Origin of the sequence: Nocardia colli (genome assembly GCF_008704205.1) — a bacterium.
GTDB lineage: Bacteria > Actinomycetota > Actinomycetes > Mycobacteriales > Mycobacteriaceae > Nocardia > Nocardia colli.
This window is the reverse complement of sequence record NZ_VXLC01000048.1, coordinates 15,223-28,937: the sequence shown is the minus strand read 5'-3', so window position 1 is coordinate 28,937 and position 13,715 is coordinate 15,223. Positions and strand designations below refer to the sequence as shown.

Annotated in this window: 14 protein-coding genes; 8 read left to right on the top strand and 6 right to left on the bottom strand. The window is 68.1% G+C overall.

Annotated elements, in window-relative coordinates; translation table 11 throughout:
* The first annotated feature begins 321 nt into the window (after positions 1–321).
* Entirely contained in the window at positions 322–777 is a 456-nt protein-coding gene (locus F3087_RS44415) for an RDD family protein (protein ID WP_150408232.1), read from the top strand.
* 153 nt (positions 778–930) lie between these two features.
* On the top strand, positions 931–1,299 hold the full coding sequence (locus F3087_RS44410) for a YrdB family protein (RefSeq protein ID WP_223885823.1): 369 nt from the start codon (positions 931–933) through the stop codon (positions 1,297–1,299).
* A 173-nt stretch (positions 1,300–1,472) separates the two neighbouring features.
* On the opposite strand, the gene F3087_RS44405 is transcribed toward F3087_RS44410, so the two are convergent.
* The 4 genes from F3087_RS44405 to F3087_RS44390 all read right to left on the bottom strand — a co-directional run bounded on the left by F3087_RS44405 (position 1,473) and on the right by F3087_RS44390 (position 4,292).
* Positions 1,473–2,207 (bottom strand): DUF4191 domain-containing protein, encoded by a 735-nt coding sequence (locus F3087_RS44405; protein WP_191094453.1) that lies wholly within the window; start codon positions 2,205–2,207, stop codon positions 1,473–1,475.
* Between the two features lie 77 nt (positions 2,208–2,284).
* The gene (locus tag F3087_RS44400) at positions 2,285–2,734 is read right to left on the bottom strand and encodes a TY-Chap domain-containing protein (protein WP_150408230.1); all 450 of its coding nucleotides are present in this window, start codon (positions 2,732–2,734) and stop codon (positions 2,285–2,287) included.
* Positions 2,735–2,886: 152 nt separating this feature from the next.
* Complete coding sequence (locus F3087_RS44395) at positions 2,887–3,333, bottom strand: DoxX family protein (protein ID WP_150408229.1); 447 nt, start codon at positions 3,331–3,333, stop codon at positions 2,887–2,889.
* A gap of 104 nt (positions 3,334–3,437) precedes the next feature.
* Entirely contained in the window at positions 3,438–4,292 is an 855-nt protein-coding gene (locus tag F3087_RS44390) for a sigma-70 family RNA polymerase sigma factor (RefSeq protein WP_150408228.1), read from the bottom strand.
* A 278-nt stretch (positions 4,293–4,570) separates the two neighbouring features.
* On the opposite strand from F3087_RS44390, the gene F3087_RS44380 reads away from it, so the two are divergent.
* Both F3087_RS44380 and F3087_RS44375 read left to right on the top strand, forming a co-directional pair.
* Positions 4,571–5,356 carry a polysaccharide deacetylase family protein gene (locus F3087_RS44380; protein WP_317983966.1) on the top strand — a complete coding sequence of 262 codons (786 nt, stop codon included), beginning with the start codon at positions 4,571–4,573 and terminating at the stop codon, positions 5,354–5,356.
* A gap of 97 nt (positions 5,357–5,453) precedes the next feature.
* A complete protein-coding gene (locus tag F3087_RS44375; RefSeq protein WP_223885821.1) occupies positions 5,454–6,566 on the top strand; it encodes a glycosyltransferase in 1,113 nt (370 codons plus the stop codon).
* An 81-nt stretch (positions 6,567–6,647) separates the two neighbouring features.
* Here F3087_RS44375 and F3087_RS44370 read toward each other — a convergent pair whose 3' ends face one another.
* On the bottom strand, positions 6,648–7,583 hold the full coding sequence (locus F3087_RS44370; protein ID WP_150408225.1) for a DMT family transporter: 936 nt from the start codon (positions 7,581–7,583) through the stop codon (positions 6,648–6,650).
* A 148-nt stretch (positions 7,584–7,731) separates the two neighbouring features.
* On the opposite strand from F3087_RS44370, the gene F3087_RS44365 reads away from it, so the two are divergent.
* The 4 genes from F3087_RS44365 to F3087_RS44350 are packed head-to-tail and all read left to right on the top strand — an operon-like array spanning position 7,732 to position 12,211.
* The gene (locus F3087_RS44365) at positions 7,732–9,402 is read left to right on the top strand and encodes a CocE/NonD family hydrolase (RefSeq protein WP_150408224.1); all 1,671 of its coding nucleotides are present in this window, start codon (positions 7,732–7,734) and stop codon (positions 9,400–9,402) included.
* Positions 9,399–10,775 carry a M20/M25/M40 family metallo-hydrolase gene (locus F3087_RS44360; protein WP_150408223.1) on the top strand — a complete coding sequence of 459 codons (1,377 nt, stop codon included), beginning with the start codon at positions 9,399–9,401 and terminating at the stop codon, positions 10,773–10,775. The genes F3087_RS44365 and F3087_RS44360 overlap by 4 nt, the downstream gene beginning before the upstream one ends.
* On the top strand, positions 10,772–11,749 hold the full coding sequence (locus F3087_RS44355) for an alpha/beta hydrolase (protein WP_150408222.1): 978 nt from the start codon (positions 10,772–10,774) through the stop codon (positions 11,747–11,749). The genes F3087_RS44360 and F3087_RS44355 overlap by 4 nt, the downstream gene beginning before the upstream one ends.
* 9 nt (positions 11,750–11,758) lie before the next feature.
* Complete coding sequence (locus F3087_RS44350; protein ID WP_150408221.1) at positions 11,759–12,211, top strand: 6,7-dimethyl-8-ribityllumazine synthase; 453 nt, start codon at positions 11,759–11,761, stop codon at positions 12,209–12,211.
* A gap of 5 nt (positions 12,212–12,216) precedes the next feature.
* On the opposite strand, the gene F3087_RS44345 is transcribed toward F3087_RS44350, so the two are convergent.
* Positions 12,217–13,665, bottom strand: a complete 1,449-nt coding sequence (locus F3087_RS44345; RefSeq protein WP_150408220.1) for a neutral zinc metallopeptidase — start codon at positions 13,663–13,665, stop codon at positions 12,217–12,219.
* Positions 13,666–13,715: the final 50 nt, after the last annotated feature.

Below are 13,715 nucleotides of genomic sequence, written 5' to 3'. Positions count from 1 at the left end.
GATGTCGACATATTCGACCTCTTCATCAGCGAGGAATTTGATGACCTCGTCGGCCGTGCTGAACGTCACTTGTTCTCCTTACGGATCGGTTCCCAGCGAGTGTCGATTGCATGGGTTCGTCGCGTCCAGACGGTAAGGACGCGGTGTTTCCCGGCAGTCAAGTCTGTGTTTCGCCAGTGTTACACGTACGGCTGGCCGGGTGACTAGGCCCACCCGGGCTCGAACAGCATGCTAATCCTGCCATCCGTACCAATGCGCGCTGACGTGAACTCCCCTTATGCGGTGCCGGGCGGCCGGTCGCTGCCGCATATTGTGGGAGGCATGGCACGCATGACGGGATCGTGGCTCTCCGGCCCTTCGGAGGGTGCAGGCGATCCGGCAACCTCCGAGTTCCCCGGCGAACAGCTGGGGCTGCCGAAGTCCGGTGCGGGATCGTTGTCCGGGATGGCTCGGCGGATCGCCGCGCTGTTCGTGGACTGGTTGATCGCGCTCGGGATCGCGGCGTTGATCATGCGCGGCGGGTCGGCGTCGAGTCTGACGTTGCTGATCTGGTTCGTGATCGGGGTGGCGGCGGTGACGTTGTTCGGGTTCACGCCGGGGCAGTACTTCTTGCGGTTGCGGACGGTTCGGATCGATGCGCCGGTGACGGTCGGGTTCGTGCGTGCGCTCGCCCGGCAGGCGTTGCTGGTGTTCGTGGTGCCTGCGTTGTTCACGGATTCCGATGGGCGTGGGATGCATGATCGGGCGACCGGGACGGCGCTCGTTCACTCGCGCTGACGCCGGCGCTCTCGCTGACTCCAGGCTTGGTGTCACAGATTGCCGGCCGCACCGTCACGCACTTGGCCGTCGGCACCTGGCCGGCCCTTGCGCGAACCACGGCAGTGCTTTTGGGGGCGGACGCTATCCGTCTCAGCCGGTTACGCTCCGGCGGTGTCACTCAATCCGGCCATGCTCGCGATCCGGTTTCTGCTCGAGCTCGTCGCAATCGCTTCCTTCGGCATCTATGGCTGGCGAGCCTTCGATTCGCCGTGGAAGTTTCTACTGGTAATCCTGTTGCCGCTGGTCGCAGCGGCCGCGTGGGGCACGTTCGCGGTGCCGGACGACCCGAGTCGCAGCGGTGAAGCGCCGGTCGCGATACCCGGACTAGTTCGTCTACTCGTCGAACTCGCCGTCCTCGGCGGTGGCGCCGCAGCTCTCTGGGCAGCAGATCTCCCCAGGTGGGCACTCATCTCCGCCATCGTCCTGGCCATCTACCAGGCCCTCGCCTACGACCGCCTCCTTTGGCTCGCCAAAGCATGATCATCGGGAACTGGTGCAGGCATCCGCCGAGTAGCGACCTGCACCAGTTCCCCCTGATCTTGAAGGCGGCCAGCTGCCGTCGCGGTCACACGCCTGACGCCAGTGATCGGCCTTGCCCAGGAAACGCGAACGGCCCGCGTCGCGAGGACGCGGGCCGTTCGTATGGGTCTGACTCAGCGCCGGCGAATCGTGCGCTGCACGCCGCGCATCTTGGCGCCCGCGGGCATCGGGCCCTTGGGCAGGGCCGGGCCGGTGCGCGAGCTGAGCGCGGTGAGCCGGCCCTCGATGAGGTCCATGCGCTTGGCGTCGATGTTGCGGGGCAGCTTGGTCAGGTAGCGCTGCAACTCCTTCAACGGCACCTGACCTTCGTCGTTGCCGATGACGACGTCGTAGATCGGGGTGTCGCCGATGAGCCGGGCGGTGCGCTTCTTCTCCTGCGCGAGCAGCGATTTCACCCGCTGCGGGGAGCCCTCGGCGACCAGCACCACGCCGGGCAGGCCGATCACCCGGTGCACCGCGTCGAGCTGGGTGGTCGCGGCGATGCCGTTGGACACCCGCCACTTGCCCTGCAAGTTGTCGAGCACCCACGCCGCGGCGCCGGCTTGGCCCTCGGCCTTGCCGTAGACGCTCTTCTGCACCCGCCGGCCGAAGATGATGAACGCGGCCAGCGCGCCGAGTACCACGCCGAGCGGGACGAGGAACCAGGTCAGACCGAAGATCAGGCCGATGACCAGGAAGACGGCGGTGATGCCGAGCAAGGCGCCGATCATCAACGGCAGCAGCAGCTTGTCTTCCTTGCGCTGCATCTGGAACGCCTGCCAGAGCTGCTGCCTGCGCTCTTTCGACTGCTGCTTGCGGGCCGCTTTCGCCGCGGCCTTCGCTTCCTTGGTGGGCTTACCTGCTGCCATGTCACTCAGGATAGTGCCCATGTCGTGCGAGTTTTGCCACGCCTACCGTGGCGGCGGTTATCGCCGTCGCGCCGGGGTCAATTCCAACCGCGCCTGGCCATCGATCCGAGCACGGTGAGATCCAAATCACCGGACGCCTCGGTCCACCCCATTGCCCGTAATTCCACCGGCGTGGCGACACCGAGCGCGTCCCGGAATCCGATGGCGACCGAGCGGGCGAACTCGATCAAGCTGCGCGGGGAGATCGGCCAGAACATCGTCCGGGTCCAGTTGTCCACCTCGCGACGCAGCATCGGCTCGTTCCAGCCGAGGTCGCGCAACTCCTGCGCGGCGGCATCCGGAATGGGCTGGGTCAGGTAATGATCACCGGCCAGTTCCGCGGACAATTTGATGTCGTACTGCATGAACTGGACGTACCGATTCCCGGGCGCCGCGATGATCAACGTCGCCCGCGAAGGTAGCTCAGACAGACACTGCGCCAGTGCTTGAACGAACTGTTCCCAGTCCGCGGTCACCGGCTCGTTCATTCTTCCCCCGGGCGCTCGCACTGGCCCGATCATACGCCGCCCCACCTCGGACACCAGGCGAATCCTGTTGTAGCCCCTGATACTTCGCGACGTCCATAGCGAAAACGAATGGCCCGCCGTTCGCTGGGAACGCGGGCCATTCTCCGGCATTGTCACACCGTCGCCGACGCCCCTGTTCTCGGCAGTTTCCCGAGCTCCGGCGCCCGGCCGTAGTCGCGGAACACCGGCACCGCGAGCTTGCGCTCGGCCGGACGCAGCGCCCACGAAGCCACCACGCACAACGCGAAAAACCCGGTATAGAACAGGTGATTCACGCCTGACCCGTGCGCGGCGTGCGAAACCAGCCCACCCGTCAGGTCGAAAAACGCCCCCGCATACGCCCATTCCTTCACCAGCGGAAAACGCGGGACGGCAATCGCCATGGCGCCCAGCACCTTCCAAAACCCGAGAATGCCCATCACATATGTCGGATATCCGAGCTCCACCATGCCGTCCGCGGTATCGCCACGCTGGATCAGATCAGCGACACCTCCGGTCGCCAACACGAAAACCACTGCCGCGGTAGTCGCCCAATATCCGATCGATCGTGCGTTGCCCATCATCCTGCTCCTCGCTGATTCCCAGGCGCGATCCCTGCTGCGCCGTCACCTCCCTTGACCGGTGGGTTCGCCGAAATGTGACGAGGTGTTCGCGGGCACGGTCGTCAGTTCTGCCGACCCTGGATCTCCAGTTCCAGCTGATCGAGGGTTTCGGTATCGGCGAGGAGATCGATGGCGACGATCCGTCCGTTGGACACGGTGAACTCGAAGACCACCCGGGGTGTGCCGCGCACCGACCAGACCGCGCCCGCGCGACCGTCGATGAGCGCGAGACGGGCCGCTTGCGCGCGCCCGGAGAAGGTCTGGGCGACCGCGTCCGCGCCGAGGGCACCGATGGCGCCGGTGGCCATGGCGGCGGCGTCCACGCGGAGTACCACGTCCGGGTCGAGCAGGGTCAGCAGTGCGCCGAAGTCGCCGCCGCGAGAGGCGGCGAGGAACGCGCCGACGACTTCGCGCTGCCGATCCCGGTCGACGCCGGCCCGCGCGCCCTGTACCCGCCGGCGGGCCCGGCTCGCCAATTGCCGTGCGGCGGCGGAGGTTTTGCCGACGATCGGGGCGATCTCGTCGAACGGCACCGCGAACATGTCGTGCAGCACGAACGCGAGCCGTTCGGCCGGGCTGAGCGTGTCGAGCACCACCAGCAGCGCCAGGCCGATCGAATCCCCCAGCACCACTTCGTGTTCCGGGCCGGTGACGGGTTCGGCCGGCTCGTGGTCGTCCAGCGGCTCCTCACGGCGGGTCTTCCGCGATTGCAGCATGTTCAGGCAGACCCGCGCGACCACCGTGGTGAGCCAGCCGCCGAGGTTGTCGATCGCGTCGGCATCCGAACGGCTCAGCCGCAGCCACGCGTCCTGAACCGCGTCGTCGGCTTCCGCGCCGGTGCCGAGGATCCGGTACGCCACCCCGTGCAGGTGCGCCCGCTGCTCCTCGAACCGCGCGGCCAGAAAATTCGCGTCCATCTGTCACATTCCTTCGATAGCTCCGGTCAAGCAAACGAACCGGGCCACACCGGATCGAGCCGACAAGGAGCACACCATGACCGCTGGACTGCACACCATCGTCTACCCCGTCACCGACCTGGTCAAGGCGAAAACCCTGTTCAATGCCCTCTTCCACGCCGAGCCCATCGGCCTCCTCCGGCCCTGACCAGGTCGCCCGCGAACGGGGGTGGCAGGGGTGTGAGGACCCTGTTTCGAGAGGTAGTGGGTCCGGTACCGATCCGTTGAGTGGTGGCACCGTGCTGTTCAGCTGGTGGTCATGGGGCGGTGTTAGTTTGCGGTGCGTGTGTGCGCGGTTGGTGGTGAGCGTCCATGACGTCGCACCGGCGAGTGCGGCTGAGACGGCACGTTGGTGTGCTGATGCCGACGGGTTCGGGATTCCGGTGTCGTTGCTGGTGATTCCCGGGCCGTGGCGGGGTGCGTCGCTGGCCGGGCAGCCGGACTATGCGAGTTTCCTGCGGGAACGCCGTGACGGTGGAGACGAGATCATGGTGCACGGATGGTCACATCGGGCCGGACCCGAGGGTGGGTGGCCGCGGCGTGCGCTCGGCCGGGCGGTGGCGCGGGGCGCCGCGGAATTCGCGGCACTCGATGTCGACGAGGCGGCCGCCAAATTACGCGCCGCCAACGCGGTGATGGCCGAATCCGGGCTGTCGACAACGGGTTTCACTCCGCCGGGCTGGCTGGCCTCGCCCGCCGCGGAACGCGCCCTGCGCGCGGCAGGTTTCTCCCACACCACCGACCACTTCGGCGCAAAGGACCTACGCACCGGCCGCCGCCATCGCGGCTTCGCCCTCTCCCACCGCCCCGGCGACGGCTGGTCCGAACGCTTCGGCGCCGCCATGCTGGAAACCCTGGCCCGCCGCAACGCCGCCCGCGGCGGCCTCGTCCGCCTCGCCCTGCACCCCGACGACCTCCACCACCCCGGCCTCCGCGAAGCCACCCTCCGCGCCATCGACGCAGCCCTGCAAGCCGGCGCCCACGCCACCACCTACGCCGACCTCGTCGAAGCGACGGTGAAGTAATGCGAACAGTCAACTGGCGCAGCGTTGCCCGTGATTTCTCGGCGCACACGATTACTTGCCCCGGCCCGGCTGGATTGGTGGTCCGATAGTGCGCATCGTGCAGATCGCGAACTTCTATACTCCGGCGTCCGGTGGGTTGCGGACTTGTCTGGATGAGATCGGGCGGGGGTATCTGGCGGCGGGGCACAGTCGGGTGCTGGTGGTTCCCGGGCCTGCGGATGGGGATGAGCTGACCGGGTCTGGGCGGCGAATTACCGTGCACAGTCCTAAGTTCGGTGCGGGTGGGTATCACGTACTGACGGCGCGACGGACGCGGGCGGTCCTCGATCGGCTGCGGCCGGATGTGCTGGAGTGCAGTGACAAGTTGAGTGTGCGGTGGTTGGCGCCGTGGGCGCGCGGGGCGGGCGTGCCGCTGGTGTTGTTCTCGCACGAACGCATCGATGCGATCCTGCGCACGCGCGTCCCACCGGGTTTTCCGTTGACGACGGCCGCCGACCTGGCCAACCGCCGCCTCTGCGTGCGAGCCGAAAAGGTCGTGGTGACTTCGAGTTTCGCGACGGCGGAGTTCGCCCGCATCGGGGCGACCAACGTGCGGCGCGTCCCGCTCGGCGTCGACTTGACCACCTTCCATCCGGTCGATCCCACAGACGAAAATTCCTGGGCCGCAGACGAACCCGTCCGACTCGTGCTGGTGAGCAGACTCTCCAAGGAGAAGCGCGCCGAACTGGCCATCGAAGCAGTGCGCGTCCTGGTCGAATCCGGCCTGCATTGCGAACTAGCCGTCATCGGCGACGGCCCGCTACGCCCCCGCCTCGAACGCCTCGCCACCGGCCTCCCGGTCGCCTTCCACGGCCACCTCACCGACCGCACCACCATGGCCACCCTGGTAGCCGAAGCTGACATCGCGATATTCCCCTCCCCCGCAGAAACTTTCGGCCTCGCCGTCCTCGAATCCCTCGCCTGCGGCACCCCCGTCGTCGTCCCCGACGCCGGCGCCGCCAACGAACTGGTCGACGCCCCGGGCTCCGGCATCATCTCCGACGGCTCCCCCCACGGCCTCGCCGCCGGCGTCCGTGACCTCCTCACCATCCCCGCCCCCCAACGCCGCCACGCCGCCCGCTCAGCCGCCGAACGTTTCCCCTGGTCGGCCACAGTCGCCGGCATGCTCGCCCTCTACGCCGACTACGAAACCCCCGCCCGCACCGCCTGACTCGAACGTTGCGACGCAACCACCCAGCGGAAGGTTGCACCTCCCGTACCTGAATGCCATTCGAAGGCCCGCCGACAAGAACTACGGAACAGCCTCGGGTACAGGTTGATTCGGCGGTTTCGCCGGAGTCTGGTCCAGTTCGTCGTGCAGGGTCGGAGAATTCGCCAGTAACGCTATTCCGGTGATCACCAGGGCGGCGGCCAGGGCGAGCAGGGCGGGGCGGGGTTGGATGGTTACGGCGAAGAGGGTCAGGCCGGCGGTGTAGCTGAGGACCGGGTCGGTGATGGTCATCGCGGTGAGGGCGGTGGGGAGGGAGCCGCGGGCGTAGGCCTCCTGGGTGAGCAGGCCGCCGAGGACGGTGGAGATCGGGATGCCGAGGAGGGCCCAGCTCAGGTGGGGCAGGGCCGAGGTGGCGATCACCACCAGTACCGCGGTGGTCGAGAAGCAGCAGCCTGCGGCGACGGCGACCAGGGCCGAGCGCAGTTGGGGCGAGTGCGTGAGTCGGGAGACGGCGATCAACGTGATGATCGCGGCGAACACACCTGCGCCGACGCCGGGCAGCATCTGCGGTCGCACGTCCGCGTGCCCGGGCGCGCTCTGCCCGACGAGCAGGATCAGCCCGCCGCACACGAAAACCGTCCCCGCCCAATCCCGTCCGAGCAACGCCCGCTTCCGCCGCGCCGCCGCGAACGGCAACGCGAACAACAGTTGCACCACGAGCAGCGCCTGCACCACCGCGATCGCACCGAGCCGCAGCGCGACCGCATGCACCACGAACCCGGCCACATTCGCACCCTGCCCGGCCAACCAGCGCCGATCGGTGATCAGCCGGCGCGCGATCCCCACGATGACCAGGAACCGCCCCTGCGCCGCCTCCGTCGCGGCCTGCCGCGCCGCCCCCTGCTGCAACGCGGCCGAGACGGCGAACAAGAGCGCGGCGAACAGCGCGAGGGAGATCGTCCCCACCGCGAGCACGTCCACGGACGCGGTGCCAAGCGTGTCGGCGGCATCCGGCATGCCGTCCATGCTTGCGGGCGGGAGTGAACGCCGGATTGCATCCGCCCGGCAGCTCGGCAACGGCCGCACTGCGGTCCCGCCATCGACTGGAAACACCCCACCCCGGTTCCATGGGCTGGACGGTCGTCCGGGCACACTCGATAGTCCTATGGTGAGCGAACGAACCGTCGTGCTGCGGGTCCTGTGCGGGCTGTTGCTGTTGCTGGCTGTGGTTACTCCGGTGAGCGCGGCGGCGGAGCCGCTCGGGGTGCCGTTTCAGTGGAAGCAGGCGTTCATCGACGCTCCGGACGGCACGCGGTTGCACGCGGACATCCTGCGGCCGGAGGGCATCGCGGACGACGTGCGCACCCCGGTGATCCTCACGGTCAGCCCATACCGCGCGCACCTCGCGTACCTCAGCGAACCACGGTTGAGCGGCGGCCCGTCCACCGACAACCTGCAAGCGGACATGTTCCTGAAGGCGGGCTACACCTACGTCATCGTCGATCTGCGCGGCTTCGGCGGCTCGTCCGGCTGCCCGGATTTCGGCGGACCGGGCGAACGATCGGATGTCGCGACCGCCGTCGAATGGTCCGCGAACCAGCCGTGGTCCACGGGCAAGGTCGGCATGTTCGGCGTCTCCTACGAGGCATGGACCGGCCTGATGGGTCTGGCGACCAAGCCGAAGGGCCTGGCGGCGGTCGCGTCGTTCGAGCCGGTGGTCGACCCGTACTCGTACCTGTACATGCAGGGCGTCTCGTGGAAGTTCTCCGGCAAGCCGATCACCGAGAGCGGTGTGCGCCCAGCCGATTTCGCTGGCCTGGAACACCTGCTGATCGCGTCGACCCCGGCCCGCCCGGACGATTCGCCCGAATATCGAGCCGATGCAGCACAATTGCCGATCCAGTGCTACCAGCAGTACCTCGCCGACATGACCGACCATGACGGCAACTCCCCCTTCTGGCGCGACCGCGACCTGCTTCCCCGACTGCGCGGCAACACGATTCCGTTGTTCCTCGGCCAGGGCTTCGTCGACTACAACACCCGCCCCTACCGCGTCTTCGACCTGTGGAACGGCCTCGGCCCCGGCGAGCACAAGGCCTGGTTCGGCCAGTGGGGCCACCGCACCTGCCACGACAAGTGCGACACACCACATTTCGACACCGAGCTGCTCGCGTTCTTCGACAAGCACGTCGCCGGCCGCGACGTCCAGGTGCCGGGACCGCGAATCACGGTGGGCCAGTTCGACGGTCGCTGGCGCGCCGAAACCGCATGGCCGCCCGCCGATGCCACCCGGGTCCCGGTGGAGCTGCGCCCCGGCGGCTACACCGACCGCGGCCTGCTGCCCGGACCGGATCGCGAATTCTGGTCCGTCTCCGCACCTTTGACCCAGGACCAGCACCTGGCCGGCCTGCCGTCCGTGTCGCTGAAGGTAACCGGCCCAACCAATGCCACAGTCGCCGTCGAGCTCTACGACATCGCACCCAACCAGCAGGCGACCGTCATCACCCGCGGCATCGCCCCGATCAGCGGCGACACCGCCGAAGTACGCCTGCTCGCGCAGGATTGGCCGATCGCCGCCGGGCACCGAATCGGCGTGCGCGTCACCGACGTCGTCGACGACGTGTGGTCACACTCCCCCGCCTTCGCCCCGGTGACCGTGACCGAGGCACACCTCGAGCTCCCCATGCTGACCGCACCCCGCACGCCGGACCTGCCGGGCGGCGTCACCGAGGGCATCGTGAAGTGGCGAAACGAGAAGACCATACCGGTCGCCCCCGGCATGCTGGACAATGCAGTGGTGTCCATGAATTTGCCGAACCGCACCGGCGACCGATGACGGAACCCGTCGACGACCGCACCGCCGAGCGCCTTGCCGTGGCCTTGCGCTGCGCCACGGTGTCCACCGACACCAGGGGCGAGGTAGACGACCCCGCCTTCGCCCAACTCTCGGCACACCTCGAGCAATCCTTTCCGCGGGTGCACGCGGAGCTCGAGTTGGAGCGATTCGGATACAGCAGGCTCTACCGGTGGCAAGGCATCGAGCCGGACGGGGTCGCCGCGATCCTGCTTGCGCATCAGGACGTGGTTCCGGTCGACGACCCGCACCGCTGGACCCACCCACCCTTCGCGGGCGTCGTCGACGACGAATTCATCTGGGGCCGTGGCGCAATCGACGACAAGAGCCGAGTGCTGGCCATCCTGGAGGCGGTCGAGGCCGCCCTGGCCGAGGGAATTCGCCCGCGCCGCACCATCTTCCTCGCCTTCGGACACGACGAAGAAGTGTTCGGCGACACCGGCGCGATGCACATGGCCGATCGCCTCCGCCGGCTCGGCGTGCACGCGGACCTGCTGCTCGACGAGGGCGGCATGATCACCGAGGGCGTCGCCGACGGCGTCGAGCAGCCGGTAGCCAACATCATGCTCGGTGAAAAGGGTTATGCGACAGTACAACTGTCGGTCACCGCGGTGGGCGGTCATTCGTCCATGCCGGGCAAGCAGACCGCGGTCGGCCGCATCGCCCGCGCGGTGAGCCGCATCCAGGACAATCCGATGCCGTTGCGGATGACGCCGATCACCGCCGACATGCTGTCCCGGTTACGGCAGGCAATGCCATCGTCTCGCCGCCACCTGCTCGGCATCGCCGGTTTCGCCGCACCGCTGATCACCCGGGTGATGGCGCTGCGCCCGCACACCGAGGCGCTGGTGCGAACCACCACCGCCCCCACGGTGATTCGCGGCGGCGTGAAGTCGAACGTGCTCCCCCAGCACGCCGAGGCCGCCGTCAACTTCCGCATCCTGCCCGGCGATTCGGTGCAGTCCGTGCTGGAGCACTGCCGGAAGGTGGTGCGCGACAGGGGCGTTCATATAGAGGCGGAAGGCATGTCCTCCGAGCCGACGGCGAACCTCGACCCAGGTCCGGCCTTCGAGCTCGTCGCGAACATCGCTCGCGCCATCGTGCCCGGCATCGTCGTCACCACCGGCATCGTCCCCGGCGCCACCGACTCCCGGCACTATGACGACTTGGCCGGCACCCGGTGCAACTTCGCCCCGATCGTGCTCGGTGAACGCGATCTGGCCACGATCCACGGAACCGACGAGCGCCTCTCCCGGCTCAACTACGCTCGACTCATCGAGTTCAACCGGCGGCTGATCGCCCAGTTCGCGCAGTCGCCGGCCACCGTGCCGCAGACGTCAGGAGCCGATGCATGACCGCCGAGCCCGAGGCGACCGGAAGTTCCGAGCCGCAGGCCACCGCCGCCGACACCAGCAGCGCCGTGCCCTCGACGGACAGTCCCGCCACACCGCTGGCAGACACCGTCGAATCACCGGTCGTCAGCGCCCCGCAGATCCGCACCACCACCGGCCGGTTCGACGGCACCGGCAGCGGAATCGCCTGGCGTGCATGGCTTCCCGAGTCCCCGGCGCGTGCCGTCATCGTCCTCGTGCACGGCGTCGCCGAACACTCCGGCCGCTACGTCCACGTCGGCCAGCGCCTCGCCGGCGCGGGCTTCGCCGTCTACGCCCTCGACCACATCGGCCACGGCAAATCCGCAGGCAGCAAGGCCAATATCGGCTCGATCGACGGCGCCGCCGACAACGTTTCCGCCATGCTGGACATCGCGACCCGCGAGCATCCCGGCATCCCGCGCTTCCTGATCGGCCACTCGATGGGCAGCCTCATCGTGCTGCACCTGGCCACCCGCGCGCCGATCGACGTCACCGGCATCGTGCTCTCCGCGCCGCCGCTGGACATCTCCGCGGGCAACGCCGTGCAACGCGCGCTCGCTCCCGTGCTGACCCGGCTCACCCCGAATCTCGGTGTGCTGCAACTCGATTCCACGCACATCAGCCGCGACCCCGAGGTCCGGCGCGCCTACGACAACGATCCACTGGTGTACCGCGGCAAGCTCCCCGCCCGCACCGCCACCGAGATCCTCAACACCACCGTCCTGGTCAAGGGCAGGCTGGCCAAGCTGACCGTCCCGGTCTTGGTCCTGCACGGCACCGCCGACGCCCTCGCCGCACCGTCGAGCACCGACCTCATCGAGCAGGGCGCCGGCTCGACGGATCTCACCGCGATCCGCTACGAAGGCCTCTACCACGAGATCTTCAACGAACCCGAGCAGGACAAGGTGCTCGGCGACGTGGTGGACTGGCTGGAAACGCACGTTACCGGCAAGTAAGATTCGGGGATGGGAACCACCGGATCCGTCGCGTTCATTCGCGCCAGCTGGCACAGCTCCATCGTCGGCAAGGCCTACGAGGGCTTCACCGCCGAGTACGCCGATCTCGGCTACGACCCGGCGACCGTCGAGGTCTTCGACGTGCCGGGCGCGTTCGAGATCCCGCTGCACGCGCAGCGGCTCGCCCGCTCGGGCAAGTACGCGGCGGTCGTGGCGGCGGCGCTGGTCGTGGACGGCGGCATCTACCGGCACGATTTCGTCGCGTCCGCGGTGATCGACGGCCTGATGCGGGTGCAGCTGGACACCGATGTGCCGGTGTTCTCGGTCGTGCTCACCCCGCACCACTTCCACGAGCACAGCGAGCACGTTGCCTACTTCACCGAGCACTTCGTGACCAAGGGGGCCGAGGCCGCCCGCGCGCTGGCGACGACGCTCACCTCGCTGCGCTCGCTGCCGGTGTAAGCGGCTTACTTGTAGCGGGACAGGCAGGCCTGCTCGCCCTCGAGCACGCCGGTGCGGAACGCCTCGACGCGCTGATACCCGCTCGGCACCACCTTGCCGTTCACATCACTGGCGGCCAAGCCGTCGGAGAGCAGTTCGGAGACGGCCTCGTCCAGGTCGCCCGCCGACAGGCGCGGGTCGCTGCCCGGCTCGCTCAGCTTGGTCGTGACCACGCCCGACAGGCACGCGGTGCGCAGCCCGGCGGTCTCGGCACCGGTCAGGCCGAGTTTGCGATCGTTCTGCACCGCAAGCACATACCGCGATACGAAGATGACGAAGGCGTTGTAGTCGCCGTTCACCACCGCCGAGAGCGGGTCCTCGCGACCCTTCACCGGCGCGCCGCGCTTGGCCAGCGCCGGTACCTCGGTGCCGATCGTGTTCGTGCCGGGGCAATACGAAACCGGTTCGGTCGCGGTGACATTCGGGCAGTTCTTCACCACACCGGAGTAGTCGAACCGCGGCTTCCGGCCGGTCGGGAAGATCTTGGTCAAGGCCTGGCTCACGCTGTTCAGCGACTCGGTGGTCACCGGAAGCTGAGCGAATTCCTCACCGGGCTCGAACGATACGGGCAGCGTGCCGCGGCGCTGCGCGATCTGCTGCGTGGTGATCGACTTACAGCCCTGCGCGCCATCGGAATAGCCGATCTGCACCGCCGTCACCCGCTCGAACGCCGAGCCGTGCGCGTTGCTCGGATCGCTCGGATCCTGATCGCGAATCGCCACCGTTGCCCCGAGAACGGAGTTGAGCCCGTCGGTGGTGTTCAGCGTGAAATGCGCCGACGCCCCTTCCGCCACATGACGTAAGAACACGCCGGCCAGACAGTCGGCCTGCTGCTCGAGCACCAGTGTCGGCGTCCGCATACCCGCGAGCCTGGCCTGCCCCTGGATGGCGTGCCCGTATTCGTGCGCGAGCACCATCACCACGGCCATCTCGCCGAACTTCTCCACGACCGCGGGCAACAGCACGCCGCGATCCCACCCGATGGTGTGGTCGAGGCTGCAGTACGCGGCGTTCACCACGTGGTACGTGGACTCGCCGCAGAACTCGATCGCCTGCTGCTTGGGGGCCTTCGCGTCCCAGGATTCGAAGACGGAGACCGGCGTGAACGTGCCGGGAAAGATCTTGGGGTAGGCCGCGGTCCAGTACTCCTGGAGATCGGCGATCGCGTTGAGCGCGAGCTTGTCGTATTTGCCGCCGTCCCCGTTGACCGCGGTGAGCGGCGCGTCCGGCACCCCCTTGCGCGGTCCGTTCGGACCGTTGGCGGTCATCGACCCGGCCACCTCCCAGACGGTCTCGCCGCTTGGCGCCGTGGCATTCGGCGCAGGCTGCACGCCTTTGTCGCACCCGGCCAACACCGCGCCGAACAGCGCGAGCACGGTGACCGCACCGAGGCGCAGCCGTTGTCTACTCGTCATTCACGGGCCTCCCGACTACCGGTGCCCAGAGCGTTACCCGCGCGCCGAGC

What these genes read in the sequence shown, in the direction of transcription:
- F3087_RS44415 (WP_150408232.1), top strand. Translation starts at nt 322, where the DNA reads ATGGCACGCATGACGGGATCGTGGCTCTCCGGCCCTTCGGAGGGTGCA.
- F3087_RS44405 (WP_191094453.1), bottom strand. Translation starts at nt 2,207, where the DNA reads ATGGCAGCAGGTAAGCCCACCAAGGAAGCGAAGGCCGCGGCGAAAGCG.
- F3087_RS44400 (WP_150408230.1), bottom strand. Translation starts at nt 2,734, where the DNA reads ATGAACGAGCCGGTGACCGCGGACTGGGAACAGTTCGTTCAAGCACTG.
- F3087_RS44395 (WP_150408229.1), bottom strand. Translation starts at nt 3,333, where the DNA reads ATGGGCAACGCACGATCGATCGGATATTGGGCGACTACCGCGGCAGTG.
- F3087_RS44390 (WP_150408228.1), bottom strand. Translation starts at nt 4,292, where the DNA reads ATGGACGCGAATTTTCTGGCCGCGCGGTTCGAGGAGCAGCGGGCGCAC.
- F3087_RS44370 (WP_150408225.1), bottom strand. Translation starts at nt 7,583, where the DNA reads ATGCCGGATGCCGCCGACACGCTTGGCACCGCGTCCGTGGACGTGCTC.
- F3087_RS44365 (WP_150408224.1), top strand. Translation starts at nt 7,732, where the DNA reads ATGGTGAGCGAACGAACCGTCGTGCTGCGGGTCCTGTGCGGGCTGTTG.
- F3087_RS44360 (WP_150408223.1), top strand. Translation starts at nt 9,399, where the DNA reads ATGACGGAACCCGTCGACGACCGCACCGCCGAGCGCCTTGCCGTGGCC.
- F3087_RS44355 (WP_150408222.1), top strand. Translation starts at nt 10,772, where the DNA reads ATGACCGCCGAGCCCGAGGCGACCGGAAGTTCCGAGCCGCAGGCCACC.
- F3087_RS44350 (WP_150408221.1), top strand. Translation starts at nt 11,759, where the DNA reads ATGGGAACCACCGGATCCGTCGCGTTCATTCGCGCCAGCTGGCACAGC.
- F3087_RS44345 (WP_150408220.1), bottom strand. Translation starts at nt 13,665, where the DNA reads ATGACGAGTAGACAACGGCTGCGCCTCGGTGCGGTCACCGTGCTCGCG.